Source organism: Streptomyces sp. NPDC045026, assembly GCF_056432625.1.
The window spans coordinates 122,199-148,957 of record NZ_JBWKIS010000023.1 but is presented as its reverse complement, the minus strand read 5'-3'; the positions used below and the strand labels follow the sequence as shown (position 1 = coordinate 148,957).

At 71.0% G+C, this 26,759-nt stretch carries 20 protein-coding genes; 10 read left to right on the top strand and 10 right to left on the bottom strand.

Annotated features, from left to right (window positions below):
- The first annotated feature begins 440 nt into the window (after nucleotides 1–440).
- Complete coding sequence (locus AC07EJ_RS34795; protein WP_389488063.1) at nucleotides 441–890, top strand: PTS sugar transporter subunit IIA; 450 nt, start codon at nucleotides 441–443, stop codon at nucleotides 888–890.
- Between the two features lie 74 nt (nucleotides 891–964).
- Entirely contained in the window at nucleotides 965–2,635 is a 1,671-nt protein-coding gene (gene ptsP, locus AC07EJ_RS34790; protein ID WP_389488071.1) for a phosphoenolpyruvate--protein phosphotransferase, read from the top strand.
- Between the two features lie 62 nt (nucleotides 2,636–2,697).
- Here the strand turns inward: ptsP and AC07EJ_RS34785 are convergent, their stop codons facing one another.
- Nucleotides 2,698–3,600, bottom strand: coding sequence for a hypothetical protein (locus AC07EJ_RS34785; protein WP_389488061.1), 903 nt, complete (start codon nucleotides 3,598–3,600; stop codon nucleotides 2,698–2,700).
- 78 nt (nucleotides 3,601–3,678) lie between these two features.
- Complete coding sequence (locus AC07EJ_RS34780; protein WP_478885740.1) at nucleotides 3,679–5,655, bottom strand: acetoacetate--CoA ligase; 1,977 nt, start codon at nucleotides 5,653–5,655, stop codon at nucleotides 3,679–3,681.
- Nucleotides 5,656–5,869: 214 nt separating this feature from the next.
- On the opposite strand from AC07EJ_RS34780, the gene AC07EJ_RS34775 reads away from it, so the two are divergent.
- Nucleotides 5,870–8,227 carry a glycoside hydrolase family 31 protein gene (locus AC07EJ_RS34775; RefSeq protein ID WP_478885739.1) on the top strand — a complete coding sequence of 786 codons (2,358 nt, stop codon included), beginning with the start codon at nucleotides 5,870–5,872 and terminating at the stop codon, nucleotides 8,225–8,227.
- Between the two features lie 38 nt (nucleotides 8,228–8,265).
- On the opposite strand, the gene AC07EJ_RS34770 is transcribed toward AC07EJ_RS34775, so the two are convergent.
- Nucleotides 8,266–8,799, bottom strand: coding sequence for an NUDIX domain-containing protein (locus AC07EJ_RS34770; RefSeq protein WP_389488055.1), 534 nt, complete (start codon nucleotides 8,797–8,799; stop codon nucleotides 8,266–8,268).
- Nucleotides 8,800–8,871: 72 nt separating this feature from the next.
- Between AC07EJ_RS34770 and AC07EJ_RS34765 the strand changes: the two genes are divergently transcribed.
- The 6 genes from AC07EJ_RS34765 (at nucleotide 8,872) to glpK (ending at nucleotide 15,901) form a co-directional block, all read left to right on the top strand.
- Complete coding sequence (locus AC07EJ_RS34765) at nucleotides 8,872–9,696, top strand: M15 family metallopeptidase (protein WP_389488053.1); 825 nt, start codon at nucleotides 8,872–8,874, stop codon at nucleotides 9,694–9,696.
- A 60-nt stretch (nucleotides 9,697–9,756) separates the two neighbouring features.
- The gene (locus AC07EJ_RS34760) at nucleotides 9,757–10,203 is read left to right on the top strand and encodes a Zn-ribbon domain-containing OB-fold protein (protein ID WP_389488051.1); all 447 of its coding nucleotides are present in this window, start codon (nucleotides 9,757–9,759) and stop codon (nucleotides 10,201–10,203) included.
- A complete protein-coding gene (locus AC07EJ_RS34755) occupies nucleotides 10,200–11,390 on the top strand; it encodes a lipid-transfer protein (RefSeq protein WP_389488049.1) in 1,191 nt (396 codons plus the stop codon). Before AC07EJ_RS34760 ends, AC07EJ_RS34755 begins: the two co-directional genes overlap by 4 nt.
- A 106-nt stretch (nucleotides 11,391–11,496) precedes the next feature.
- Entirely contained in the window at nucleotides 11,497–13,185 is a 1,689-nt protein-coding gene (locus AC07EJ_RS34750; protein WP_389488047.1) for an EAL domain-containing protein, read from the top strand.
- A gap of 369 nt (nucleotides 13,186–13,554) precedes the next feature.
- Nucleotides 13,555–14,307 carry an MIP/aquaporin family protein gene (locus tag AC07EJ_RS34745; RefSeq protein WP_389488045.1) on the top strand — a complete coding sequence of 251 codons (753 nt, stop codon included), beginning with the start codon at nucleotides 13,555–13,557 and terminating at the stop codon, nucleotides 14,305–14,307.
- 76 nt (nucleotides 14,308–14,383) lie between these two features.
- Nucleotides 14,384–15,901 (top strand): glycerol kinase GlpK, encoded by a 1,518-nt coding sequence (gene glpK, locus AC07EJ_RS34740; protein WP_389488043.1) that lies wholly within the window; start codon nucleotides 14,384–14,386, stop codon nucleotides 15,899–15,901.
- A 129-nt stretch (nucleotides 15,902–16,030) separates the two neighbouring features.
- On the opposite strand, the gene AC07EJ_RS34735 is transcribed toward glpK, so the two are convergent.
- From AC07EJ_RS34735 to AC07EJ_RS34715, 5 genes are all read right to left on the bottom strand, one after another.
- Nucleotides 16,031–16,636 carry a GTP-binding protein gene (locus AC07EJ_RS34735; RefSeq protein WP_389488041.1) on the bottom strand — a complete coding sequence of 202 codons (606 nt, stop codon included), beginning with the start codon at nucleotides 16,634–16,636 and terminating at the stop codon, nucleotides 16,031–16,033.
- Nucleotides 16,617–20,264 (bottom strand): hydantoinase B/oxoprolinase family protein, encoded by a 3,648-nt coding sequence (locus AC07EJ_RS34730; protein WP_478885738.1) that lies wholly within the window; start codon nucleotides 20,262–20,264, stop codon nucleotides 16,617–16,619. Before AC07EJ_RS34730 ends, AC07EJ_RS34735 begins: the two co-directional genes overlap by 20 nt.
- A 72-nt stretch (nucleotides 20,265–20,336) precedes the next feature.
- On the bottom strand, nucleotides 20,337–20,741 hold the full coding sequence (locus AC07EJ_RS34725; RefSeq protein ID WP_389488037.1) for a DUF742 domain-containing protein: 405 nt from the start codon (nucleotides 20,739–20,741) through the stop codon (nucleotides 20,337–20,339).
- Between the two features lie 9 nt (nucleotides 20,742–20,750).
- Complete coding sequence (locus AC07EJ_RS34720) at nucleotides 20,751–21,191, bottom strand: roadblock/LC7 domain-containing protein (protein ID WP_389488035.1); 441 nt, start codon at nucleotides 21,189–21,191, stop codon at nucleotides 20,751–20,753.
- Complete coding sequence (locus tag AC07EJ_RS34715) at nucleotides 21,188–24,064, bottom strand: sensor histidine kinase (RefSeq protein ID WP_478885737.1); 2,877 nt, start codon at nucleotides 24,062–24,064, stop codon at nucleotides 21,188–21,190. The genes AC07EJ_RS34720 and AC07EJ_RS34715 overlap by 4 nt, the downstream gene beginning before the upstream one ends.
- 335 nt (nucleotides 24,065–24,399) lie before the next feature.
- Between AC07EJ_RS34715 and AC07EJ_RS34710 the strand changes: the two genes are divergently transcribed.
- On the top strand, nucleotides 24,400–24,915 hold the full coding sequence (locus AC07EJ_RS34710; RefSeq protein WP_389488031.1) for a hypothetical protein: 516 nt from the start codon (nucleotides 24,400–24,402) through the stop codon (nucleotides 24,913–24,915).
- A 158-nt stretch (nucleotides 24,916–25,073) separates the two neighbouring features.
- Here AC07EJ_RS34710 and AC07EJ_RS34705 read toward each other — a convergent pair whose 3' ends face one another.
- Together AC07EJ_RS34705 and AC07EJ_RS34700 are read right to left on the bottom strand one after the other, a co-directional pair.
- Nucleotides 25,074–26,261, bottom strand: coding sequence for an NAD(P)/FAD-dependent oxidoreductase (locus AC07EJ_RS34705; RefSeq protein WP_478885743.1), 1,188 nt, complete (start codon nucleotides 26,259–26,261; stop codon nucleotides 25,074–25,076).
- A gap of 32 nt (nucleotides 26,262–26,293) precedes the next feature.
- Complete coding sequence (locus AC07EJ_RS34700) at nucleotides 26,294–26,614, bottom strand: bifunctional 3-phenylpropionate/cinnamic acid dioxygenase ferredoxin subunit (RefSeq protein ID WP_362908945.1); 321 nt, start codon at nucleotides 26,612–26,614, stop codon at nucleotides 26,294–26,296.
- Nucleotides 26,615–26,759: the final 145 nt, after the last annotated feature.

The following is a 26,759-nucleotide window of genomic DNA, read 5'->3' as shown; positions in this document are numbered from 1 at the left end:
GCAGTTTCCCTTCGGTCTTGCGTTTCCGACTCTATCAGACTCTTTCGTGTCCGATTTCCTCGGTGCCTTTCAGGTTTCCGCTCCAGCCTTTCGGCTTTTCGCGTTTCCCTTTCCGGCGGTCCAAACACTATCAGTCATTTTCCGCTGTTCTGACCGGGGGTTCCTGCGGGCATGCAGAAGTCGATCAAAGCTAGGATCTGTCGTGATAGTTGCCGCTGAGCCACCGGGCACTCGAAGGTGCCGCTCGGCCTCAAGCAGGTGCACGACAGTACATGGGGGTGCAGGGCAGGCGCAAATCGTTTGCGTGCACCCTCTACATCAGCCAACCGGTACCTCTCATGGGGAACCGGGACTTTTTATGACTTACGCTTCTGAAACGGTACGCCGTCCAGGACAGGCAGTGACGGCGACCATCAATCTCCACCCCTGGGAGGCTTGCCATGACCAGTGTGACGTCCCCGCTCGCCGGACGCGCCATTGGACTCTCCGCCGTTCCTGACCCGGTCTTCTCCGGTGCGATGGTCGGTCCCGGCACCGCCATCGACCCGGTGCGCGAGCCCTCCGCGGCTGTCGCGCCCGTCGACGGCATCGTCGTCTCTCTGCACCCCCACGCCTATGTAGTAGTGGACGGGGACGGCCACGGCGTTCTGACGCACCTGGGCATCGACACCGTTCAGCTCAATGGCGAGGGCTTCGAGCTGCTCGTCAACAAGGGGGACACCGTGCAGCGCGGCCAGGAGATGGTGCGCTGGGACCCGGCCGCCGTCGAAGCCGCCGGCAAGTCGCCGATCTGCCCGATCGTTGCCCTCGAGGCCACCGCCGAATCCCTTTCCGGCGTGGTCGAGGACGGCGACGTCAAGTCCGGTGACGCGCTGTTCAGCTGGAAGTGACGCGAGCCGTCGCCGGCGGCATGCAGGTCAACCACCGCGGCGGCTGGGCCCGCCGCATTATCGGAGACGGTGAGATGGAGACAACGCTGCGAGGCGTCGGCGTGAGCCACGGTGTGGCGATCGGCGAGGTTCGGCACATGGGGACGGCGGTTCTCGAGCCGCCGGCCAAGCAGATTCCGACGGAGGACGCGGAGCGCGAGCAGGGGCGCGCCCGTCAGGCCGTGGAAGCTGTGGCGGCCGATCTGATTGCGCGCGGCAATCTGGCCGGTGGCGAGGCTCAGCACGTGCTCGAGGCCCAGGCCATGATGGCTCAGGACCCGGAGCTCATGGCCGATGTGGACCGCCGTATCGCGGTCGGCAGCACGGCCGAGCGTGCGGTGTACGACGCCTTCGCGTCTTATCGGGCGCTGCTGGCCGGAGCCGGTGAGTACCTCGCGGGTCGCGTCGCCGACTTGGACGACGTGCGGAACCGGATCGTGGCGCGGCTGCTCGGGGTGCCGATGCCCGGCGTTCCGGACAGCGACAAGCCTTACGTACTGATCGCGCGGGACCTGGCTCCCGCGGACACGGCGCTGCTCGACCCGACGCTCGTGCTCGGCTTCGTGACCGAGGAGGGTGGGCCGACCAGTCACAGCGCGATCCTGGCGCGTGCGCTCGGAGTGCCGGCCATCGTTGCGCTGCCCGGTGCCGGTGAGCTCGCCGAGGGCACGGTGATCGCTGTCGACGGCAGCACCGGCGACATCTTCGTCGATCCGAGTCCGGAGAAGCGGGCCGAGTTGGAGGCTGCCTCCGCCGCGCGGAAGGCCGCGCTGGCCGCGTCGTCCGGTCCTGGTGCAACGTCCGACGGTCACAAGGTGCCGCTGCTGGCCAACGTCGGCGGTCCGGCCGACGTACCGGCCGCGCTCGAGGCCGGGGCGGAGGGTGTCGGTCTCTTCCGTACCGAGTTCCTGTTCCTGGACGACAGCAGCCAAGCTCCTTCCGAGGAGAAGCAGGTCGACGCGTACCGGAAGGTTCTCGAGGCGTTCCCCGAGGGCCGGGTCGTGGTGCGCGTCCTGGACGCCGGTGCGGACAAGCCGCTGGACTTCCTGACGCCCGCCGACGAGCCGAACCCGGCTCTGGGTGTGCGTGGTCTGCGTTCGCTGCTCGAGCACCCCGAGGTGCTGCGTACACAGCTGACCGCGCTGGCCAAGGCTGTCGAGGGTCTGCCTGTCTACCTCGAGGTCATGGCGCCGATGGTCGCCGACCGAGCTGACGCGAAGGCCTTCGCCGACGCCTGCCGTGAGGCGGGCCTTGAGGCGAAGTTCGGCGCGATGGTCGAGATCCCGTCGGCCGCGCTGCGGGCGCGTTCGATCCTGCAGGAGGTCGAGTTCCTCTCGCTGGGGACCAATGACCTCGCGCAGTACACGTTCGCCGCTGACCGGCAGGTCGGTGCGGTGTCCCGGCTTCAGGACCCGTGGCAGCCCGCGCTGCTCGACCTGGTCGCGCTGTCCGCAGACGCGGCTAGGGCCGAGGGCAAGAGCTGTGGTGTCTGCGGTGAGGCCGCGTCCGACCCGCTGCTCGCGTGTGTCCTTACCGGTCTGGGTGTCACCTCCCTTTCCATGGGTGCGGCGTCGATTCCTTACGTGCGGACGACGCTCGGCAAGTACACGCTGGCGCAGTGCGAGCGGGCGGCCTCGGCCGCGCGTGCCGCGGACTCCGCCGAGGAGGCCCGTAAGGCCGCTCAGGCGGTGCTGTCCGGCGAGTAGCCGGAAGCCGGTTCGTTGTCGTGGGGCGCTTCACCTTCGTGGTGGAGCGCCCCGCGGTCGTCTCAGTGGGTGTGCCCGCCCCGAGGGCCGATGTCTCCGAGGTCGGGTGCGGCGCAGTAGTCGACTCCGGACTCGGGCGCGACGAGGTCGCCGGACTGGGCGTCGGTGCAGTAGGCGTCGAAGACTTCCGCCGCGGTGAGCGGTAGCAGGCGTTCGTCACGCAGGCGCCAGCCTTGGACGCGGTCGTCCGTGTCCGGGACAGTGGTGCGCATGACCAGGCCGCCCGGGCTTCCGGTGGCGATGCCGAGAGCCAGGACCGTGGTGAACTCGAGCGCTTCCTTCTCGTCGAGTCGCGCGCCGTCCTCGGTGGGGCGGTCGACGTTGAGTACCGACAGCAGCGATTCCGCGTCGGTGGGGACGCTGCACACGAGGTGGTGGGCGCCTGTGCCTGCCGTGTCGAGGACCCGCGTCAGGAGGTGCGAGGCGCGGGTGAAGGCGTCCCTTCCGATGTCCCGGCCGCAGTCGCCGCACGGTCCGATCCGGGCGAGGACGGACGAGGCGTACTCCCAAGTGGCCTGCCGGACGGCCTCGTCGACCAGGTCGGGCAGGAGGTCGGCCAGGGGCTGTCCCGCGTAGGGGACGGTGGTGCCCATGACGGCGAGTTCGGCGGTGAAGCGGGTGCGGCTGGCGGGGGTGTCCGGTTCGAGGCCGGTCTCGGCGCAGAACTCCGCGTACTCCTCGGGGTCGAAGAGGGCGACGGTGGTGTGTCCGCCCTGTGCGGCGAGGGCCTGGAGAAGGCTCTCCACCTGCTGGAGGTACGTGTCGTGGTCGTCGAAGGTGAAGGTGCGGTAGCTCTGCATCGCCGTGAAGTCGCGTTCGTCGGCGAGCAGGCCGATGACTCCCGCGACTTCACGGCGCAGGACGCGTCGCATGCCGGCGTGCTGGCTGTTCTGGGTGTGCGCCATGGTTCCCCCTGAGAGCTGTAGGTCAATGCTCACTCACAGTAATCGGGAGCACTGACAACGGCGGGGAACCGGGTGCGGTCAGGGGCGGTTGCGGGCGATGTCCTCGTAGAAGCGCAGGAGTTCGACGCTGTCGACCGAGCCGAGGTTGACGGCCTTTTCCAGGGGGGTGCCTTGGAGGAGGCGCTTGACGGGGACCTCGATGCGCTTGCCGGTGAGGGTGTGCGGGACGCCGGGGGCTTCGATGATGTCGTCGGGGATGTGGCGCGGCGAGAGGTTCTCGCGGATGGTCTGCTTGATCCGGGCGCGGAGGCCGTCGTCGAGTACGGCGCCGGGTGCGAGGTGGACGAACAGGGGCATCCAGTAGCCGCCGTCGGGCTGTTCGAGGCCGATGACGAGGGACTCGCGGATTTCGGGGAGGCGTTCGACGGCCTCGTAGATGTCGGCCGACCCCATGCGGACGCCCTGGCGGTTCAGGGTGGAGTCCGAGCGGCCGTGGATCACGACCGAGCCGCGGGAGGTGAGGGTGATCCAGTCGCCGTGCCGCCAGACGCCGGGGTAGGTGTCGAAGTAGCTGTCGTGGTAGCGGCTGCCGTCGGGGTCGTTCCAGAAGCGGATCGGCATCGAGGGCATGGGGTTGGTGACGACGAGTTCACCGACTTCGTCGATGAGCGGCTTGCCCTGCGGGTCCCAGGACTGGAGGTCCGTGCCGAGGCAGGGGGCCTGGAGTTCGCCGATGTGGACGGGGAGGGTCGGGACGGCTCCTGCGAAGCAGGAGCAGACGTCCGTGCCGCCGCTGACGGAGGCGATCCAGAGGTCTTCGCGTACCTCGTCGTGCAGCCAGCGGAAGCCGTCCGGCGGGAGCGGAGAGCCGGTCGTGGCGACGCACTTGACGCGGGAGAGGTCGTGGTCGCGCGAGGGGTGGACGCCGGCTTTGCGGCAGGCCATGACGTAGGCGGCCGAGGTGCCGTAGAGAGTGGCCCCGGTGCGTTCGGCGACGGCCCATTGGGCGCCGGTGTCGGGATAGCCGGGGCTGCCGTCGTAGACGACGATCGTGGTGCCTGTGAGGAGGCCGGAGGCGAGGAAGTTCCACATCATCCAGCCGGTGGACGTGTACCAGAAGAAGCGGTCGCCGGGGCCCAGGTCGCAGTGCAGGCCGAGCTGTTTGAGGTGCTCGATCAGGATGCCGCCCTGGGATTGGACGATCGCCTTGGGGAGCCCTGTCGTGCCCGAGGAGTACAGGACCCACAGCGGGTGGTCGAAGGGGACGGCCTCGAAGACGGGCTCTGTGTCGGCGGAGGTGAGCGCCGACCACTCCAGGGCCCCTTCGGGGGCTTCCGTGCCGAGCAGCGGGATGTGGACGACCGCGCGGAGGGTGGGCAGTTCGGCGCGGAGTTCGCTGACCGTGTCGCGGCGGTCGTGCTCCTTGCCGCCGTAGCGGTAGCCGTCGACGGTGAACAGGACGACGGGTTCGACCTGCTGGAAGCGGTCGAGGACGCTGCGGGCGCCGAAGTCGGGGGCACAGGACGTCCAGACTCCGCCGACGGCCGCGGTGGCGAGGAGGGCGACGACGGCCTCGGGGACGTTCGGCAGGTAGCCGCTGACGCGGTCTCCCGGGCGTACGCCGATGGTGCGCAGTTCGGCTGCGAGCGAGCCGACCTGGCGGCGCAGTTCGGCCCAGGTCACGGGGCGAGGCTCGTGTGTCTCGTCCACGTGGAGGATGGCCGGGGTGTCCGCGCGCGCGGGGTCCGTGGCCGTGCGCAGGGCGTGTTCGGCGTAGTTCAGGGTGGCGCCGGGGAACCATTCGGCTCCTGGCATGGAGCGGTCGCCGAGCACGCCCGTGTAGGGGGTGGTGAACCGGATGTCGAACCAGTCGGCGACGGCCTTCCAGAACGTGTCGAGTTCGGTCACCGACCAGCGGTGCAACGCCTCGTATCCGCCCTCGGCGGGGGCTCCGTAGTGTTCGGACGCCCAGGCCTGGAAGCGTGTGATCTGCGCTTCGGCGATGAATTCCTGGTCGGGCTTCCAGAGCGGCGTCGGATTCGCTGCGGACGGCATGGGGCGGCTCCCGGAGGTACGCGTGGTGTGCGTCGGTCCTGCGCACGGGCCGGTGTGTGCGCGTGACGCGGCTGACAGGGACGATGCCACGTGATCGACTTCCGCACCAGGTTGCGCCCCACATAGTCCGTGTCGTGAAGATGTGCTGCCCCCACGGATGAACGGCAGTTGAACGACTCACCTTTGTGCGTCCCGCGATGACAGGGTGAGCAGCATGAACGGTCGTGACCTGGTACGCGCGGTGAGGGCGGTTGGCTTGGTGGGTGCGGTCCAGGGTTGGCGGGCGGTGCGGTCCTCGTGGCGCACGAAGCGGGCCGATGCGGCGGGTCTGCGGCGCCGGGGGCCGGAGCGGGCGAGGGTGCCGGGTCCCGTGACGGGGGCCGAGCCTGCGCCCGGTGGTGGTGTCGTCCGGTTCACGCGGTCCCGGTTGCGGATCACGGTGACGGTGACGGGTGCGGTCTTCTGGGGCTGGGACGGGGCGGAACCGGAGCCGTCGTACGCGCTGGCCGGTTCCTGTCCGCAGCCGGATCCGCGGGCCGTCCTGGAGCCGGACAAGGACGGCGGCTGGCGGGTGGTGGCGGAGCGGGTGACGGTAGTCGTGTCGCGGCACGGTGCTGTCTCCGTGTGCACTCCGGGCGGTGTGGTGCTGCGGCGGGATCTGCCGCCGCGCTGGTGGGAGCCCGCGGACGGGGGCGAGGCGCGGTGGGTGCAGCGGTCCGAAGTGGCTGCCGACGCGCGGTTCTTCGGGTTGGGCGGCCGGGCTTCGGGACCTCGGCTGCGGGGCGGCGCGTACCGGCTGTGGAACACGGATCCGGGCGGTTCGTTCGGGCCGGGGAACGATCCGCTGTCTCTGACCATGCCGGTGCAGATGGTGGTCGCCGACGCGGGCACCCATCTGGTGTTCCACGACAACTCGTGGGACGGCACGGTGACGCTGGCCGAGGGCGCGGAGGGTGCCGGTTCCGGGCACGACCGGGCGGGGACGTGCGAGGTCCGGATGGAGGGCGGTCCGCTGCGCTGCTGGGTCATGGTGGGTGCCCCCGCGCGCGTGCTGCGCGCGTGGGCGTCGCTGACCGGTGCGCCCGCGTTGCCGCCGGCCTGGGCACTCGGGTATCAGCACGCGCGCTGGGGGTTCGGCGGGGAGCGTGAGGTGCGGCGGATCGTCGCGGGCTACCAGGAGCGGGGGCTTCCGCTCGACGCGGTGCATTTGGACATCGATCATCTCGACGCTTTTCAGGTGTTCACGGTCGACCGTGAGACCTATCCGGGGCTCCCGCGGCTGGCCGAGGATCTTCGCGAGGACGGTGTGCGGCTGGTGTCGATCGTCGACCCCGCGGTGAAGGCGAAGGCGGGGAACGCCGTGTACGACGCGGGAGCGTCCGCGGACGCCTTTGTGAAGGATGCGGCGGGGAGGCCGGTGCGGGGCGTGGTGTGGCCGGGTGAGTCGGTGTACCCCGACTTCACCGACCGCGCGGTGCGCACCTGGTGGGGCGGTCTGTACGAGGAGCGGCTGGCCCAGGGGTTCTCGGGGTTCTGGCACGACATGAACGAGCCGGCGTCGTTCGCCGCGTTCGGTGACCCGACGCTGCCCCGCTCGGCACGGCACTCCCTGGAGGGGCGGGGCGGCGACCATCGGGAGGCTCACAACGTCTACGGGCTGTGCATGGCGCGGGCGGGCTACGAGGGGCTGCGTGAACTGCGGCCCCAGGAGCGGCCGTTCCTGTTCTCGCGCGCGGGCTGGGCGGGGCTTCAGCGCTACGGAGGGACGTGGTCCGGGGATGTGGCCACAGGGTGGCCGGGTCTGCGCGCGTCGCTGTCCCTGGTGCTGGGCCTCGGGTTGTGCGGAGTGCCGTATTCGGGCCCGGACGTGGGCGGGTTCGACGGGGATCCGTCTCCTGAGCTGTATCTGCGGTGGCTCCAGCTGGGGGCGTATCTGCCGCTGTTCCGTACGCATGCGGCGCTGCGGGCGGGGCGCCGGGAGCCGTGGGAGTTCGGTGACGAGGTGCTGGGGCACGCGCGCGTGGCGCTCGTCGAGCGCAGGCGGCTGCTGCCGTACTTCGTGACGCTGGCCCATCTCGCGCGGCGTACGGGTGCTCCGTATGTGCGGCCTGTGTGGTGGGGTGCTCCGGAGGACAGGGTGTTGCGGGACTGCGAGGACGCGTTCTTGTTGGGTGACTCCTTGTTGGTGGCTCCTGTCCTGGAGCCGGGCGCGGACCGGCGGGCGGTGCGGCTGCCGCGCGGGCGCTGGTACGACACGGAGAGCGGGCAGGCGCACGAGGGGCCCGGTCAGGTTCTGGTGGACGCTCCGCTGTCGCGTGTTCCCGTCTTCGCGCGGGCGGGCGCGGTGATCCCGGTGCGGGGCGAGGACGGGGAGCTGTGCCTTGAGGTGTGGGCTCCGGCGCAGGGGCGCACGGGCGGCGGGGTTGTCGTGCCCGACGTCGGTGACGGCTGGGAGGCGCCGGACGTCCAGCGCTACACCTCGCGATGGAGCGGCGGGAGTGTGGTGGTGGAGCGGCAGGACGAGGGCAGGCCGGCCGAGCCCGCGTACCCGGTGCGGATCCGCGGGCTCTGAGCGTTCAGAGGGCCGGAGCGTTCATGCGACGGTGCGCGTCAGACGTAGCGGCCCTCGAACCATGCCTGGGCGGCCAACGTGTGGAGGGGGAAGGCGAGTTCGGCCGGGCGGCGCAGGAGGTGCCAGCCTTCGGTCTCGTCCGTGACGGCGGGCTCGGGCAGTTCGGCGGCCGGGCGTTCCGGGAGGAGGCCGAACAGGAGCAGGTGTCCGTCGGGCGAGCTCATCGCGTCGGCGAGGCGTACGTCGCGGCTCGCCGCCTCGATGCCTGTCTCCTCCTTGAGCTCACGGACGACGGCGGCGCGCCAGTCCTCCCTGTGGTCGACGAACCCGCCGGGCAGGGCGACTCCCCCGCGCGCGGGGGCGATGGTCCGGGTGATCACGACGAGAGCGGAACCGCGGCTGTCATAGACGGCCTGGAGGGCGACCGCGACCGGCAGGGGGTTGCGGTAGCTCACGTCGGCGCAGGCCGGGCACGTGCGCGGCCATCCCGAGACGTCGGGTCCGTAGGCGGTTCCACAGCTCGAACAGTGAGAATCCGGAACGGCGTTGGTTATGTGGTGGGGTGCTGACACGCCGCGGACTGTATCCGATCGCGAAGCGCCGCTCTTCCCTGGCCACCCTTGATCCTGATAGATGCAGGGTTCATGACACGAACAGCAACTGCCGTACGCAGACTCGCCGTCACCGCTGCCGCCGCGCTCCTGTGGACCGCCACCGCTCCCAGTGCCGCGCAGGCGAAGCCCGAGCCGAAGGCTCCCCCGCAGTTCGTGGCGTTGCGGGACGTCGACCCGACGATCATCCAGGAGATCCGCTACATCACTCCGCACGACTTCGTCGGGGCGCCGGTCGACGGCTACGAGAAGCCGATGTGCATCCTCACCGAGCCTGCCGCGAAGGCGCTCCACAAGGCGCAGGCAGGGCTTCTGAAGCGGGGTTACTCGCTGAAGGTGTACGACTGCTTCCGGCCGCAGCGTGCGGTCGACCACTTCGTGCGCTGGGCCAAGGACCTCGACGATCAGAGGATGAAGGCGGAGTTCTATCCGCAGGTCGACAAGACGCGGCTGTTCTCGGACGGTTACATCGCGGAGAAGTCCGGGCACAGCCGGGGCTCCACGCTCGACCTGACCGTCGTGAAGCTGCCGGCGCTGCCCACGCGCGCGTACGTGCCCGGTGAGCGGCTGGCGCCCTGCTACGGGCCGAAGAAGGAGCGCTTCCCCGACAACTCGGTGGACATGGGTACGGGCTTCGACTGCTTCGACACGCTCGCCCACACCGATGACCCGCGGATCCAGGGGGCGCAGCGCGCGAACCGTGACCTCCTGCGGGACGCCCTGGCCGCGCAGGGGTTCGTGAACCTGCCCGAGGAGTGGTGGCACTTCACGTACAAGCCTGAGCTCTTCCCGGACACGTACTTCGACTTCCCCGTCTCGCGGCGTTCCCTGAGTGGCCGGCCCATGGCACACTTCTGACGGTCCATCAGATCTGCTGGTGTTCTGGTGGCGTCGTCGGAATCCAGCACGGGAGGGGCCTTGTCGCGTACGCGCACACCTGTCGTGGCCGATTGGTTCACCGGGGAGGGAGAGGACTTCCGCCTGCTCGGCACGCGCTGCTCGGCCTGCGCCTCGGTCTTCTTCCCCCGCGAGGACACCTTCTGCCGCAACCCCGGCTGCGCCGGAGGGGAGCTGCTCTCCGTGCCGCTCTCCCGGCGCGGTCGGGTCTGGTCCTACACGGACAGCCGGTACCGGCCTCCGTCACCGTACGTGTCCGATCCGGAACTTCCGTGGCAGCCCTACACGTTGATCGCTGTGGAGCTGGAGGCGGAGCGGCTGGTGGTGCTCGGCCAAACAGTTCCCGGGCTCTCCGTGGCCGATCTCGAGGTCGGCATGGAGGTGGAGGTCGTGCCCGGCGTGCTCGACGAGGACGGGGACACGACCTGGACGACGTGGCACTGGCGGCCGACGGGGGTGGCGGCATGACGGACGACGTGGCGGTGCTCGGCGCGGGCATGCACCCCTGGGGCAAGTGGGGGCGCGGCTTCGTCGAGTACGGGACGGTGGCAGCGCGGGCGGCCCTTGCCGACGCCGGGATCGGCTGGCGCGACGTGGACTCCGTCGTGGGCGCGGACACGGTGCGGGGCGGATACCCGGGCTATGTCGCGGGCGCGACGTTCGCGAAGGCGCTCGGCTGGCAGGGCGCGCGGGTCGCAAGCGTGTACGCGGCGTGCGCCTCGGGTGCCCAGGCGGTCAGCGCGGCGCGTGCGCAGATCCTCGCGGGGCTCGCCGACGTCGTACTCGTGGTGGGTGCCGACGCGGCCCCCAAGGGGTTCTTCCGGCCTGCGGGCGGGGACCGGCACGACGATCCGGACTGGCTGCGGTTCCGGGTCCTCGGCGCGACCAACCCGGCGTACTTCGGTCTGTACGCGCGCAGGCGCATGGCCGTGCACGGGGACACACTGGAGGACTTCGCGCAGGTCAAGGTGAAGAACGCGGCCGCGGGCGCGCTCAATCCGAACGCCCGGTTCCGCAAGACCGTGACCGCCGACGAGGTGGCCGCGTCGGCGGTCGTCGCCGATCCGCTGCGGCTCCTGGACATCTGCGCCACATCCGACGGGGCGGCCGCGCTCGTGCTGTGCGGCATGGACTTCGCGCGCAAGCACGGGGTGCGCAACCCGGTGCGGATCCGCGCGGTGTCGACGGTCACACCGACGTATCCGAACACGGTGCTCGACCTCCCGGACATCGCCACCGACTCGGCCGCGGCCGTCGAGCCGACCGGCGTCACCTTCCGCGCCTCCATCGCGCGGACGGCGTACGAGGAGGCCGGGATCGGTCCGGAAGACCTCTCCCTCGCCGAGGTGTACGACCTGTCGACCGCTCTGGAGCTCCAGTGGTACGAGGATCTGGGGCTGTGCGGCGAGGGCGAGGCGGCGAAGCTGCTGAGGGAGGGTGCGACGGCGCACGGCGGGCGCATACCCGTGAACGCCAGTGGCGGACTCGCCTCCTTCGGAGAGGCGGTCCCCGCACAGGCCATTGCCCAGGTCTGCGAGCTGACGTGGCAGCTGCGCGGCGCGGCGGGCGCGCGACAGGTGGCGGACGCGCGCGTGGGGATCACTGCGAACCAGGGACTGTTCGGGCACGGCTCGTCCGTGGTCGCGGTCCGCTGACCGGCACTCCCCGAGAGATCCGTACGCTGCGTGTTCGGCCGAAAAGGGTGCGTGAACAGCTCGTGAACTGCGCCTGGGCGCGCGACAGGGGCGCCATTATGCTTCCGTGCCTTCCTGGACGGACGCTCTCCGTTTCGCCTTCCAGCCGGTCGTCAACCTGACGACCGGAGCCGTGGCGGCCCTGGAGATACTCGCTCGTCCGGAGGTCGGTGACGTGCTGGCACAGGCCCGGCGCGACCCCGAACTCGACGGCCGTCTCGCCGCGTTGGCGGTGCGCTCGGCCGCGCAGCGGGAGACTCTGCTGCCGCTGCACGTCAATGTGTTCGCGGGGACGGTGGCGGACCTCGGGGGTCTGGCCGCGCTGCGGGACACCGTCCGGGACGTCGGGCGGCTGCCCTGGGAAGTGACGGTCGACATCGGTCCCCCGTTCACCCACGTGCCGCACCGGGCGCTCCTGGAGGGGGTCACGGCCCTGCGCGAGGAAGGCTTCCGGGTCTGTGCGGACGGCGTCGGTGACGGCGACCTGCCGCTGCGGCTCCTGGTCGACCTGGCGCCCGACCTCGTGAAGCTCGATGCCTCGCTGCTGTCGCGTCCCGCGTCGGTGAGCGCGATGCGGACGCTGTGCGAGGGGCTGGGCGCGCTGCTCGCCGTCGAGGGCGTGGAGACCGAGTTGCAGTGCGGCGCCGCCCGGGAGGCCGGTGCGCAGCTGGCGCAGGGCGAGCTGTTCGCGCCGCCCTCGCGGCTGCCGGCGGCCGATGTGTACGTCCCGGCGCTCACTCCCCCGGTGGCGTCACCGCCGCCGTCGGGGCCGCCGGTGCGCCAGTTCGTGCGGCCCGCCGCGCTGCTGCCCGCTTCGGCCTCGGCGGGGCGCGTACGCGCGCTGCTCACCGGCTCACCCGACGTATCCGGTGTGCTCCTGGTGGACTCGGCCGGCGCACCGGTGCGTTCGGTGCAGCGGGACCGCTTCCTGTTGTCCCTGTCGGGCCGCTACGGGCACGCGCTCTACGCCGACCGCCCGGCCGCGCGCCACGGTGACCCGCCGCGCACGGTGGGCGTGGACGCCACCGCCTGGGAGGTCCTCGACGTACTCGCGGACGGCGAGCGCAGCCGTACGGCCGACGATGTCGCGGTCGTCGACGGGCGCGGGCGGTGCGTGGGCATCGTGCGACTCGCCGATCTTGTGCGCGCGCTCGCCGAGAGCCGGGTCGAGGAGGCGGCCGCGCTCAATCCGCTGACGCGGCTGCCCGGTTCGGACGCCATCACCGGCGAGGTGGACCGGCGGATCGCGCAGGGACGGGGGTTCGCCCTGAGCTGGCTGGACATCGACGGGTTCAAGCAGGTCAACGACGGGGCGGGGTTCGCCGCGGGTGACGATCTGATCCGCGAGGTGGGCAGGTCCCTGGAACGGGCCGCGTCGGGCACGACCAGGGTGGGGCACATCGGGGGCGACGACTTCCTGGTCCTGGCCGATCCGGACGGGCTCGATCCACTGGCGTCCGCGGTGCTCGACGTGCCCTGGGCGGCGGGCGGACGACCCGTCACGCTGTCGCTCGCGACGGTGCTGTGTGCGGCGGGCAGCGTCGCCGATCACCGGCAGGCGGCCGCGTCCCTGGCGCCGCTGAAGCAGGCCGCCAAGGCGCTTCCGGGGGCGAGTTGGGTCATCGGCCGGTCGGACACGCCCGGGCACGAGGTGCGGCGTGGCGTGTATTCGGCGGCGGCTCCGGCGTCCGGGGCGGCGTGGACGGGGACCGGGCCGCGCGCGGAAGCGGAATCGGGCCGGGCAGCCGCGGGATGACGCGGCCGCGGGCCGGGCGGGCAGGTGCCGCCAACCGTTCCCGTCCACGACCTTGACGCTCCATCACGGCCGGTGAACACTTCCGGGTGTCAGTCGGCATCGCCGCACGTCGTCCCACCGCCGCTCAGGGCCCCAGCCTGTCCGTCGGGCTCCTCCTGTCGCGTTCGGGCAGGTCAGGGCCTTCCCCCACCGGCGATACGGGCGGTCCGACCGAGCAGGAACGCTTGTCGCGGGCGCCGGGCGGGGCGCGGGAACCCTTGCCGTCGGCCGTGGCAGCCAGAGCCACCCAGAACCAGCACCAGCCATGGAAAACGCACCCTGCACTGAGGACCGGGGCGTATCGCTCCGGGCGAGGGCCTAGGAGCCGCCATGAGCAATGGAGACATCTTCGTCGGTGAGGTCATCGGTACCGCGATCCTGATCCTGTTCGGCGCCGGCGTGTGCGCCGCAGTCACGCTCAAGCATTCCAAGGCGAGAGCCTCGGGATGGGTCGTCATCGCGTTCGGCTGGGGCTTCGGCGTGCTGGCCGGGGCGTACACCGCCGCGCCGCTGTCCGGGGGTCAGCTCAACCCGGCGGTGACGATCGGCATCGCTGTGGACACCGGCAAGTGGGACAAGGTCTGGGTCTATCTGCTCGGCCAGATGGTCGGCGCGATGCTGGGCGCCGTCCTGGCCTATCTCGTCTATCTGGCCCAGTTCAACGCCAACGTCACGTCGGAGTCGGGCGACGGCGAAGCGGACGACGACGGGCCCACTCCGACGCTCGGGATCTTCTCCACGATCCCTGAGATCAACAACCCCGTGGCCAACCTGATCACCGAGATCATCGCGACCGTCGCCCTCGTGCTGCCCATCCTCGCGTTCGGGCTCACCAAGGGGCTCGGGGAGTCCGGCACGACGGTGCTCGTCGTGGCTCTCCTGGTCGTCGGGATCGGTCTCTCGCTCGGCGGGCCCACCGGGTACGCCATCAACCCCGCGCGCGACCTCGGTCCGCGCATCGTGCACACGTTCCTGCCGATCCCCAACAAGGGGACGTCCGGCTGGGGTTACGCCATCATCCCGGTGGCCGGGCCGCTGATCGGCGGCGCCCTGGCCGGGCTCATCTACAACGCGGCGTTCTGACCGCGGCCGCGCCGCCACCACGTCGCTTCAGCGTCCCCGCGCGCGGGGACCTCGGACGAAGACGAAGGGGAGTCACATGCCCGACAACGATGTGAAGTACGTCGCCGCCATCGACCAGGGCACCACGTCGAGCCGCTGCATCATCTTCAACCACGGCGGCGAGATCGTCGCCGTCGACCAGCGTGAGCACCGGCAGATCTTCCCGAAGCCCGGCTGGGTGGAGCACGACGCCACCGAGATCTGGTCGAAGGTGCAGGCCGTGGTCGCCGGGGCGCTCGCCAAGGCCGGGCTGCGGGCCGACGACCTCAGCGCGCTCGGCATCACCAACCAGCGGGAGACGACGGTCCTTTGGGACCGGGCCACGGGCAGGCCCGTGCACAACGCGATCGTGTGGCAGGACACCCGCACGTCGGCCCTGTGCAACGAACTCGGCGGGACGGACGGGCAGGACCGCTTCCGCGAGCAGACGGGCCTGCCGCTCGCGAGCTACTTCTCCGGGCCCAAGGCGGCCTGGCTGCTCGACAACGTCCCGGGGCTGCGCACGCGTGCCGAGCGGGGCGAGATCGCGTTCGGCACCATCGACTCCTGGCTCATCTGGAACCTGACCGGCGGCACGGACGGCGGCGTACACGTCACCGACGTGACCAACGCCGGGCGCACCATGCTGATGAACCTGGAGACGCTCCAGTGGGACCAGGGGATCCTGTCGGCGATGAACGTGCCGGAGGCGGTGCTTCCGGAGATCAGGTCGTCGGCCGAGGTCTACGGGACGGCCGTCGGCCAGCTCGCCGGGGTGCCGGTCGCGTCCGCTCTCGGCGACCAGCAGGCAGCGATCTTCGGTCAGGCCTGCTACGACACGGGAACGGCCAAGAACACGTACGGCACGGGCAGTTTCCTGCTGCTCAACACCGGGAACCGGCCCGTCCCCTCGAAGAACGGGCTGCTCACCACGATGGGGTACAAGATCGGCTCCGAGGCGCCCGTGTACTGCCTCGAAGGGTCGATCGCCATCACCGGCGCTCTGGTGCAGTGGTTCCGCGACCAGCTCGGGATCATCCGCACGGCCGACGAGATCGAGACGCTCGCGGCGAGTGTGAGCGACAGCGGCGGCGCCTACATCGTGCCCGCGTTCTCGGGTCTGTTCGCGCCGTACTGGCGCTCGGACGCCCGCGGTGTCGTCACGGGCCTGACGCGGTACGTCACCAAGGCCCATCTGGCGCGGGCCGTCCTGGAGGCGACGAGCTGGCAGACGCGCGAGGTCGTCGACGCGATGTACCAGGACTCCGGGGTGCAGATCACGACGCTGAAGGTCGACGGCGGCATGACCAAGAACAATCTCCTGATGCAGCATCAGGCGGACGTTCTGGGGGTGCCGGTGATTCGGCCGCGGGTTTCGGAGACGACGTGCCTGGGCGCCGCGTACGCCGCCGGCCTCGCGACGGGAGTGTGGAACGACCTGGACGAGCTCAAGGCGCACTGGCAGCGCGACGTGGAGTGGACGCCGGCCATGGACGGCGGGACACGTGAGCGCGAGTACCGCAACTGGCGCAAGGCCGTGGAGAAGAGCTTCGGCTGGCACGACGACGAGGCGTGAGGCGCGGCGCGCGCCGCTTGTGACTCGCGCGTGGCCTTCGTGAGGGCCACGCGCGCGTGGACGACGGTCCGCACCCCGGTCGGCGAGGGTGCGGGCCGTTCCCATGCCCTCTGTTCCCGCGCTCGCGGGTCAGGTGGTGGCCGGCTGGCGGCGGCGCGCGCCCACGGCCATCGCGTGCTCGACGACGCCGATGAGGACCTCCTTGACGGTCTCCTTCTCGCGCGCGTCGCACAGCAGGACGGGCACGTCGGAGTCGAGGTCGAGGGCCTGGCGTACGGCGTCGGCAGGGTAACGGGCCGATCCCTCGAAGCAGTTGACGCCCACGACGAAGGGTATGGAGCGCCGTTCGAAGTAGTCGACGGCGGCGAAGCAGTCCTCCAGGCGGCGGGTGTCGGCGAGGACGACGGCGCCCAGGGCGCCGGTCGCCAGCTCGTCCCACAGGAACCAGAAGCGGTCCTGCCCGGGCGTGCCGAAGAGGTAGAGCACCAGGTCCTCGCGGAGCGTGATCCGCCCGAAGTCCATGGCGACGGTGGTGGTGTGCTTGCCCTCGACGCCCCGGGTGTCGTCGAGCGGGCGACCCGCCTCGCTGAGCAGCTCCTCAGTGCGCAGGGGCTTGATCTCGCTGACCGCGCCGACGAGCGTCGTCTTGCCCACGCCGAATCCGCCGGCCACGAGGATCTTGAGCGTGACGGGCTCCACGGGGGGCTTGCCGCGCTCAGAACGCCCGAAGATCATGGGTCTCTTCTCCTGCCTCACTGCTGTCGCTGTGGTCGTTCCCGGCGGGCGGCGGCGGACCGTATCCGCCGCCTCCGGGGGTTTCGATGACGAGTACGTCGCCGGGGAGCACGTCCGCCGAGTCGCTGCCGGCGAGCCGGTCGACCGTGCCGTCGGGGTGTTCCACGGAGTTGGCGCCCAGGGCCCCCGGCCCACCGCCCGCCATGCCGTACGGCGGGACTCTGCGGTGCTGCGAGAGGGTGGACACAGTCATGGGTTCGAGGAAGCGGAGGCGGCGCACGGCGCCGTCGCCACCGTGCCACCGGCCCGGGCCCCCGCTGCCGCGTCGCACGGCGAACTCCTCGAGCAGGACGGGCAGTCGCCACTCCAGCACCTCGGGGTCGGTGAGCCGCGAGTTGGTCATGTGGGTCTGCACGACGGGCGCTCCGTGGAAGCCGTCGCCTGCTCCGGAGCCCGAGGCCACGGTCTCGTAATACTGGTGGCTCTCGTTGCCGAAGGTCACGTTGTTCATCGTCCCGGAGCCCTCGGCCTGGACGCCCAGGGCCGCGTAGAGGGCGCCGGTGATGGCCTGGGAGGTCTCCACATTGCCGGCGACGACGGCGGCGGGTGGCTCGGGGGCGAGGAACGAGCCCGGCGGGACGACGATGCGCAGGGGGCGCAGGCAGCCGTCGTTCAGGGGGATGTCGTCGTCCACGAGGGTGCGGAAGACGTACAGGACGGCCGCGTTGACGACGGCGAAGGGCGCGTTGAAGTTGGTGGCGAGCTGGGGCGAGGTGCCGGTGAAGTCGACGGTCGCGCTGCGCTGTTCGCGGTCCACGGTGACGCGGACGCTGATCACGGCGCCCGAGTCGGTCTCGTAGGCGAACTCACCGTCCTGTAGTGCGTCGACAACGCGGCGCACCGCCTCTTCGGCGTTGTCCTGGACGTGCTTCATGTAGGCCTGGACCACGTCGAGCCCGAAGTGGTCGATCATGCGGGCGACTTCGTCGACACCCTTCTGGTTCGCGGCGATCTGGGCGCGCAGGTCGGCGAGGTTGGTCCGCGGGTTGCGGGACGGATACGGGCCGCCGGTGAGCAGGCTCAGGGTCTCCGCCTCGCGGAAGCGGCCCCCTTCGACGAGCAGCCAGTTGTCGAACAGGATGCCTTCCTCGTCGATGGTGCGGCTGCCCGCGGGCATGGAGCCGGGGGCGATGCCGCCGATCTCCGCGTGGTGGCCGCGCGAGGCGACGTAGAACAGGATCCGCTCACCCTCCGTGTCGAAGACCGGGGTGATGACGGTGACGTCGGGGAGGTGGGTGCCCCCGTGGTAGGGGTCGTTGACGGCATAGGTGTCGCCCGGCCGCATGCGCGTGCCGCGGCGGCGGATGACCTCCTTGACGCTGGTGCCCATGGATCCCAGGTGGACGGGGATGTGGGGGGCGTTGGCGACGAGGCTTCCGTCGGGGTCGAAGAGCGCGCAGGAGAAGTCGAGGCGTTCCTTGATGTTGACCGACTGGGAGGTGGACTCCAGCCTGGCGCCCATCTGTTCGGCGATCGACATGAAGAGGTTGTTGAAGACCTCGAGGAGCACGGGGTCGGCTGCCGTGCCGATGTCGGAACTCTCCGTGACCGCCGCGCGTTCCATGATCAGGTGACCGTCGTCCGTCACGGCCGCCCGCCAGCCGTCGTCCACGACCGTCGTCGAGCCGGACTCGGCGATGATCGCGGGCCCGGTGACGCTCTCGCCGGGCGGGAGTTGGTCGCGTCGGTGCAGGGGCACGTCGCGCCAGGTGCCGCCGGTGTGGAGGCTGACGGTCTCCGGGGTGGCGGGCGGGGCCGAGCGGGGTGCGAGGGCGGACAGATCGGGGGGTGCGGTGAGGCCGGTTGCTTCGACGGAGAGTGCTTCGACGACGAGAGGGCGGTCGAGGGTGAAGGAGTAGGTGGCGCGATGGCGTTCTTCGAAGGCGGTGCGCATCGCGTCGGGGCGCGTGAGTTCCACGGTGAGCGTGGTGTCGGTGCCGTCGTAGCGCAGTTGGGCGCGGCGGACGACGCGGATGCGGTTCTCGGGCACGTCCTCGGCGAGGAGTTCGGCGCGGGCCGCGCCCTCCAGGTCGTCGGCGGTCTTGTGGACGTGTGGCATGGCGGACGGTTCGAGCGGCGACTCGACGGACTGCTCGCGCATGGCGGTCGTGTCGGCGAGACCGATGCCGAGCGCGGACAGGACTCCCGCCATGGGCGGTACGAGGACGGTGCGGATCCCGAGCGAGTCGGCGACCCGGCACGCGTGCTGGCCACCGGCCCCGCCGAATGTGGTGAGGGCGTAGCCGGTGACGTCGTGGCCCTTCTGGACGGAGATCCGCTTCACGGCGTTCGCGATGTTGGCGACGGCGATCTGCAGATAGCCCTCGGCGACCTGTTCGGGGGTGCGGTCGTCGCCGGTGCGGTCGCGGATCTCGCGGGCGAGCACGGCGAAGCGGTCCCGTACGAGGGTGTGATCCAGGGGCTGGTCCCCGTCGGGGCCGAACACCCGGGGGAAATGGGCGGGTTGGATACGCCCGAGGGCCACGTTCGCGTCGGTGACGGTGAGCGGGCCACCGCCGCGGTAGCAGGCGGGACCCGGGTCGGCGCCCGCGGAGTCGGGCCCCACGCGGTAGCGGCTGCCGTCGAAATGGAGGACGGAGCCGCCACCGGCTGCGACGGTATGGATGTCGAGCATGGGGGCCCGCAGCCGCACGCCGGCGATCTGCGTGGTGAAGACGCGCTCGTACTCCCCCGCGTAGTGCGACACGTCCGTCGACGTGCCGCCCATGTCGAATCCGATGACGCGGTCGAAGCCGGCCAGCCGGGACACGCGGGCCATGCCGACGATGCCGCCGGCGGGGCCGGACAGGATGGCGTCCTTCCCGCGGAACTGCCCGGCCTCGGTGAGCCCGCCGTTGGACTGCATGAACATCAGGCGCACGCCGGCGAGTTGGTCCGCCACCTGCTGGACGTAGCGGCGCAGGACCGGCGACAGATAGGCGTCGACGACCGTCGTGTCCCCGCGCGGGACGAGTTTCATCAGCGGGCTGACCTCGCTGGAGAGCGAGATCTGCGGGAAGCCGATCCGGGCAGCGAGGGCACCGATCTGCCGCTCGTGGTCGGGGTACAGGTGGCTGTGCATGCAGGCGACGGCGAGGGCCCTGATCCCGTCGTCGTACGCCTGGCGCAGCGACACTTCGAGTGCGTCCGTGTCGAGGGGGGTGAGGACGTCGCCGTGGGCGCCGATGCGCTCGTCGGCCTCGATGACCCGTTCGTGGAGCAGCTGGGGCAGTTCGATGCGGCGGGCGAAGATGCGGGGCCTGTTCTGGTACGCGATGCGCAGGGCGTCGCGGAAGCCCCGGGTGACGACCAGCGCGGTGCGTTCGCCCTTGCGTTCCAGGAGGGCGTTGGTGGCGACGGTGGTGCCCATGCGGACGGAGTCAACGCGGCCGTGCCCCGACTCGCCTTCGCTGTCGAGGAGTTCACGGATTCCGGCGACGGCGGGGTCGTGGTAGCGGCCGGGGTTGTCGGACAGGAGCTTGTGGGTGAGCAGGCGTCCGTCGGGGTGCCGCGCGACGACATCGGTGAACGTGCCGCCTCGGTCGATCCAGAACTGCCAGCCTGTCACGCGCGTCTCCGTTGTTCGCCCCGCTGCTCGCCTGGTCCCCACCCCCGTGTGTGGCCTCGGTGTACGTCTGTGTCAGAGCGCCCTGAGACCGTTGATCACGTCGCGCAGAATACTCTCGTCCGGGAGTTCGGCCGGGGGTACGGGCCGCGTCACGTGGACCAGTTCGTCATCGACGAGATCGCCGATGAGGACGCGTACGACGCCGATGGGAAGGTCGAGTTCCGCCGCGATTTCGGCCACCGACTGGGGGCTGTCGCGGCACAGTCCGACGATGTCCACGTGCTCCGGGGACAGCGTCTGGTCGGCGGCGGGGTCGCCGGTGCGGTGTTCGGCGACGACGACCGCGATCAGGTCGAGGCGATGCTGGGCCGCGCTGGTGGTGCGGCCGCGTGTCATGGCGTACGGGCGTACCACCGGTCCGGCGTCGTCGTCGAACCAGTGGTGCGCCTGCTGCGTCCCGTCCCCGTCCGGGTTCATAGCGGCCCACTACCCGCCGGCGGACAGATCGGTGCGCGGAGCGGTCCCCAGATGCACACCGACCCGCTTGACCAGCAAGGTCATCTCGTACGCGACGAGACCGACGTCGGAGTCCGCGTCCGACAGGACGGCGAGACAGCTGCCGTCGCCGGCGGCCGTGACGAAGAGGAAGGCGTCGTCCAGCTCCACGACCGTCTGGCGGACGCTGCCGGCCTCGAAGTGCCGACCGACCCCCTTGGCCAGGCTGTGGAAGCCGGAGGCGACGGCGGCGAGGTGCTCGCTGTCTTCCCGGGTGAGGTCCTTCGAGACCCCGGTCGGCAGGCCGTCCCCGGAGAGCACGAGTGCCTTGCGGATACTGGCGACGCGCTCCACCAGGTCGTCCAGGAGCCAGTTCAGCTCCCCGGAACCGCCGTTCGCGGTGGTGTGCGCGCCGGCCTTCGGTGCGGTCATCGACCGTCCCCCTCAGATGTCGTTCCCTGTGCTGTGCCGTCGGAGGCGTCATCGCCTGCGGCGTTCTCCTCACGGCCGCGGCGCCAGCCCCGCTGGAGCGAGGCCATCCTGTTGCGGACCTCGTCGGCGTCGCGCTCGGCGGGGCTGTCCGAGTGGTTGGGCCCCTCCCGGTCCGCGGCGCGGTCGGCGCGCAGGTCGGGTCCTTCCTTGAGCTGCGGGGCGAGATTGGCCTGGCGCACACGGCGGGGCAGACCACTCGGCAGGCTCTGCACGGGGGCGTCGGCGGCCGGCTCCGGCGCGGGGTCGCGCACCGGCTCCGGGTCAGGTGCGGGAGCCTCGTCCTCCGGGGCCTGGGCGCGGGCGCGCCTGCGCGGCAGGTCCGGCACGGGCCCCGAAGTGAGGCGACGCTCGTGGGGTCCCTGCGGGGCTTCTGGGGTTTCCGGGCGGTACGCGTCCCCGGGGGTGTTCGGGGTCGAAGCCGCGGGCTCGGATGGGGCGCTGCCCGGGTTCTCGGGCTGGGCGTTCGCGCGTCGGTTGTCCGGTTCCGGTTCCGGCTCGCCGGGCCGCGTGTGGGTGACGGGCCTGCCGTGCGAGCTGACGAGCTTGGGTGCCCTGCGGCGCGGCAGCGGCACGGGCGCTTCATCGGCATCGGAGCCGTCGGCCCGGCGGGTGGGCTCGGCCCGGTCCTCGAACTCGTCGCGCGCGTGCTGGTGCTGTTCCCCGGGGAGCCCTGCGGAGCGGCGGCGCGGGCGGAAGAGCCCGCCTCGCTCGCTGTCCTCGTCGTCGAGAGCGCCGGGGAAGGGCGCGAGGTCCGACGACGCCAGCGGCGCCTCCAGCTCCACGGGGCCGTCCAGGACGGAGGCGGGAAGACCCGGGAGCGGGCTGCCCGCCGTGGAGAGCTTCGGGGAGCGCCGCCCCGGGGCCCCGCCACGCCCGGGGCCGTTCGGACGGTCGAGACGGAAGCCGGCGCCCTCGGTGTCGGGGGCGTCGGTGAGCAGGGTGTCCGGGATGAAGACGACCGCGGTCGTGCCGCCGTACGGGGACGGCTGGAGCGAGACGCGGACGTTCTGGCGCTGGGCGAGCCGGCTGACCACGAAGAGGCCGAGCCGGTCGGTGTCGGAGAGTTCGAACTCGGGTGTCTCGGCCAGCCGCAGATTGGCGTCGAGGAGCGCGTCGGCCGCCATGCCGAGGCCCCGGTCGTGGATCTCCAGCGTGAAGCCGTTCGCGACGCGCTCGCCTACGACGTGTACGGCGGTGTGCGGCGGCGAGAACACCGTGGCGTTCTCGAGGAGTTCGGCCACGAGGTGGGTGAGGTCGGCGACGGCGGGGCCGGTGACCGCGATGCGCGGCAGGCGCCGGACCTCGATGCGCTCGTAGTCCTCCACCTCGGCGACGGAGGCCCGGACGATGTCCATGAGTTGGACGGGCCTGCGCCACTGCCGGGAGGGGGCGGCTCCCGAGAGGATCACCAGTCCCTCCGCGTGGCGCCGCATGCGCGTGGTCAGGTGGTCGAGGCGGAACAGGTCGGCGAGTTCGTCGGTGTCCTCGGTCCTGCGCTCCATCGTGTCGAGCAGGGTGAGCTGCTTGTGGAGGAGCACCTGGCTGCGCCGGGCGAGGTTGACGAAGACCTCGGAGACGCCGTGGCGCAGTTCGGCCTGTTTGACGGCGGCCTCGACGGCGGAGCGCTGAAGGGTGTTGAGTGCCTGGCCGACCTGCCCGATCTCGTTCTTGTCGTACTCCAGGCGGGGGGCCTCGGTCTCCACGTCGACGCGTTCGCCGGCGGCGAGGCGGCGCATCACGCTGGGCAGCCGGACTCCGGATGCCTCGTGGGCCTCCAGGCGCAGCCGCCGCAGGTCGCGGACGAGGCTGCGGCCGATGCGCACGGAAAGGAACAGCGAGAGCAGCAGCGCGAGCAGGCCGAGCACGCCGGCGACACCGGCCTGCAGGAAGACCTCGATCGCGACGGGGCGCCCCCGGTCCTGGTAACGCTCCGTGGCGGCTGTGTCGCGCTTGATGAGCTCGTCGAGCACCTGGCCCGAGGCGTCGTCCCAGGCACGTGCGGTGACGCCCCTGGGGGTGCCCGCAGCGGAGTCGGCGAGGGTGTTCTCCGCCGTGCGCAGGGCCGCTGTGTCGGCGCTCTTCCAGTAGCGCTCGAACTGGGCGCGGTCGTCGTCGGGGAGCAGCGCGAGGCTGGTGTCGTACAGGATGCCGCGCTGGGCGACGAGGTCGGAGACCTGGCGCAGTTCCTTGTGCGTGATCCTGCGGGCGACGAGCGCGGAGGCGACCAACGCGTCCTCGCGGGACAGCAGTTCACGCGCGCGCAGCACACCGATGACGGCGCGGCCCTGGCGGTCCATCGTCGAGTTGTCGAAGTTGCTGAGCGTGAGCAGGAAGTCGTACGTCGGGTCGATCAGGCGGTTGTAGAAGTCGAGTGCCTGCTCGCGGGTGACGGTTCCTTCGTCGACGTTGCGGCGCAGGGACTCGATGCCCTCGAATCCCTCGACGACGGTGGTGATGCGGCGCCGGGAGTCGTCGCTCATGTCGTCGCGGATCTCGGAGTTCTCGGCCTTCGTCCTGATCCGGGTCATCGCCTCGTCGGAGGCACTGCGGCGGCTGCGCAGCTCGGAGAGGGCGTCGGAGGCCCGGGGGTCGGCCAGATAGACGAGGGTCTGGCGGCGCTCGTCCTGAAGGATCCGCCCGGCGTCGGCGATCGGGTAGCCGATCTCGTCGGCGACCCTTCCCGACGACAGCAGCTGAGTCGCGGCGCGGCCCGTGATCACCGTGGAGAAAGCCCAGATGGCGGTCAGGGATACCAGCGGTACCAGGAGCAACGCCACGATCTTCCGGCGGATGGACTTCCCGCGAAAGCGCATGGCCTCCCCCAGATCGACCCCTGCGGTCAGGGGTACACATGTGCGGCAACAAACGGCGCGAGCCTACTACTGACGCAGGAGCAACTCGAAGGCCTGTCCGGATGCTGTCCGGTGGCGAGTGGAGAGGGACGTCAGCATGTGTCCGGGCATTGCGGGAGATTGCATCCCGCAAAGTGGCGCTCAGAATCCGGCATCATCCGGCTGGACGCGGACGGCAGTTGGCCGGAATCGATCGATCTTCGGCGGGACGGAAGTGACCGCCGCAATCCGGGGGAATCTTTCGACGCCGCCGTACGTCCTTCCTTACGGGTCATAGGTGATGAGGCCCGCACGAAGTGAGCGGGCAGCGTAAAGCGGCGCAATCCGGGCAGCCATCCAAGAGCCCCGGTGCGGGAGCACTCGGGGCGGCGGGCTGTGACGGCGGGGGGAGTGACGAACTGATGGGCACGGCAGAGCGGCGCGGGGAGTTGTGGGTCGAGGAGCCGGCGAGGCGGCGGCGGATGCCCGATCCGGTGCGGACGGCGGCGGTACGGGCGGTGCTCATCGTCGCGCTGACCCTGATACAGGCGGTGATCGCGTTCCTGTGCACCCTCGCCGACTCCTGGCTCGCGTTCCCCATGGTGCTGAGCAGCGTGGGGAGCACGGTCGTGGCGACCTGGGGCGTGCTGGACGTCTGGGTGACCCGACAGGTGTGGAACCAGCGCAACGGAGTGGTGTCCGCGCCGAACAGCACGGCGCGGCAGCTGCGCAGGGAGCGGCGCCAGGCGCGTCGGCAGGCACGTGCGCAGGGCCGTCCGGCCCCGGAGCGCATACGGAGGCGCGAAGGGGCCGGACAGCTGACGCATACGTAGGCGCGTGCAGGTAGAGCGTCGGTAGCTGTGTGCGGCCATGTGCGCCTGCGTGCAACTGCGTAGATAGGTGCGGGTGAGATCGGGGCGAGGACGTGGAGCCCGCCCAGGCCACACCCGCGCCCACGTCGGGACGGACCGCGCTCAGGCGAGAGCCACCGTCACAGCGCGACCGGCTCCGCGACGCTCGGCACGACCGGTCGCGCCTCGCCGCGCGTCAGCTCCCGCCGCACCCGTGTGAACGGCCGGGGCCGGTTCACCGCGAGCGCCGCCGTGGTCACGCCCGCGCGCTCGTAGAGTGCGAGGAAACTCCCGTCCTGCGCGGCGCCTTCGACGACGCGGACCTGGTCCCCGTCCCTCCTGCGCCCCGCGAACTGGATGCGCGAGCCGTACTGGTCCGACCAGAAGTACGGCAGCGGCCGCACGGTCTCGACGGTGCGGCCCGCCAGCAGATTGCGTACGGCGACCCGCGGCTGGGCCGTGGCGCTCGTCCAGTGCTCGGCCCGCGCCCCGCCCACACGGGCCACATCACCCACGGCCACCACCTGGGGCAGCGCCGTGACGCAGCCGTCGTCGCAGAGCACCCCGTCGTGCAGGGCGAGCGTCGAACCGGCGAGCCAGCTCGTGTTGGGGACGGCCCCGATGCCGACGACGACCACGTCGGCGGGCAGCACGCGCCCGTCGGCCAGTTCCACGCCGTGGACGGCGAGGTCGCCGTGGAGTGCCGCGACCCCCACGCCCGTGACGAGTTCCACCCCGCCGCGCGCGTGGAGTCCCGCACACACCGCGGCCATTTCCGGCCCGAGTTGGGGCAGGAGCGGCAGCGGCGCCGCCTCCACGACGGTGACGGCGTGTCCGAGCGCGGCACACGAAGAGGCCGTCTCGGCACCGATGAAGCCGCCGCCGATCACGACCACGCGCCGCGGCCCGCGCAGCAGTTCGGCACGCAGGGAGCGCGCGTCGTCGAGGGTCCGAAGCGTGTGCACGCCCCTGAGGACGGGGCCGGGCAGCCGGCGGGCGCTCGCCCCGGTCGCGATGACGACCCCGTCCGTGGACACCGTGCGACCGTCCTCCAGGAGGACGGTGCGGCCGCGCGCGTCGAGCCCGCGGGCCCGTACACCGAACATCCACTCGGCGCCCAGTTCCAGCGTCTCGTCGACGTTGGAGAGGGCGAGTTGGTCCTCGTCGGCCTTCCCGATGAGGAAGTCCTTGGACAGCGGCGGTCGGTCGTACGGGCGGTGCGGTTCCTCCCCCACGATGACGAGGCGGCCGTCGAAGCCCTGGGCGCGCAGCTCGCGGGCGGCGTACAGTCCCGCGAGCGAGGCGCCCACCACGGTCACGGTCTTCATCCCGGAGTCGGTCGTGATTCCGTTGACAGTGCTCATGCGGCGGTACCTTCCTCGGCTGCCGGGTGGACATGGACCACGCCGTCCTCGACGGTCACCCGGTGGGTGCGTACGGGTCGGCGGGCGGGTAGGCAGGTCGGCTGCCCCGTGCGGAGATCGAATGAAGCCTCGTGAAGCGGGCATTCGACCAGACAGCCCTCCAGCCACCCCTCCGACAGGGAGGCGTCCTGGTGGGTGCAGGTGTCGTCGATGGCGTACAGCTCACCGTCAGCGTGGAAGACGGCGATGGGCGGTGCTGTGTCGATGCGGACGGATCCGCCATCGGGGAGGTCTTCAAGGCGGCAGACGGGAATCACGGGCCCCCCTCTTGGTCCAGGGCTGTCTGACTCAGGACTGTTCGGTAACATGAAGTTTCGTATCGCGCACGACAGAGCGCTCTGCGCAACAGAGTCCGGTCGAGATGCCCGTCGCGTCAAGGGCTTCTCGAAGATGCGACCCCTC

Excerpts from the sequence above, each read along its gene's own strand:
- AC07EJ_RS34785 (WP_389488061.1), bottom strand. The coding sequence starts at position 3,600 with ATGGCGCACACCCAGAACAGCCAGCACGCCGGCATGCGACGCGTCCTG.
- AC07EJ_RS34775 (WP_478885739.1), top strand. The coding sequence starts at position 5,870 with ATGAACGGTCGTGACCTGGTACGCGCGGTGAGGGCGGTTGGCTTGGTG.
- AC07EJ_RS34720 (WP_389488035.1), bottom strand. The coding sequence starts at position 21,191 with ATGACCGCACCGAAGGCCGGCGCGCACACCACCGCGAACGGCGGTTCC.
- AC07EJ_RS34715 (WP_478885737.1), bottom strand. The coding sequence starts at position 24,064 with ATGCGCTTTCGCGGGAAGTCCATCCGCCGGAAGATCGTGGCGTTGCTC.
- AC07EJ_RS34725 (WP_389488037.1), bottom strand. The coding sequence starts at position 20,741 with ATGAACCCGGACGGGGACGGGACGCAGCAGGCGCACCACTGGTTCGAC.
- AC07EJ_RS34765 (WP_389488053.1), top strand. The coding sequence starts at position 8,872 with ATGACACGAACAGCAACTGCCGTACGCAGACTCGCCGTCACCGCTGCC.
- AC07EJ_RS34795 (WP_389488063.1), top strand. The coding sequence starts at position 441 with ATGACCAGTGTGACGTCCCCGCTCGCCGGACGCGCCATTGGACTCTCC.
- AC07EJ_RS34755 (WP_389488049.1), top strand. The coding sequence starts at position 10,200 with ATGACGGACGACGTGGCGGTGCTCGGCGCGGGCATGCACCCCTGGGGC.
- AC07EJ_RS34735 (WP_389488041.1), bottom strand. The coding sequence starts at position 16,636 with ATGATCTTCGGGCGTTCTGAGCGCGGCAAGCCCCCCGTGGAGCCCGTC.
- AC07EJ_RS34780 (WP_478885740.1), bottom strand. The coding sequence starts at position 5,655 with ATGCCGTCCGCAGCGAATCCGACGCCGCTCTGGAAGCCCGACCAGGAA.
- AC07EJ_RS34745 (WP_389488045.1), top strand. The coding sequence starts at position 13,555 with ATGAGCAATGGAGACATCTTCGTCGGTGAGGTCATCGGTACCGCGATC.
- ptsP (WP_389488071.1), top strand. The coding sequence starts at position 965 with ATGGAGACAACGCTGCGAGGCGTCGGCGTGAGCCACGGTGTGGCGATC.
- AC07EJ_RS34705 (WP_478885743.1), bottom strand. The coding sequence starts at position 26,261 with ATGAAGACCGTGACCGTGGTGGGCGCCTCGCTCGCGGGACTGTACGCC.
- glpK (WP_389488043.1), top strand. The coding sequence starts at position 14,384 with ATGCCCGACAACGATGTGAAGTACGTCGCCGCCATCGACCAGGGCACC.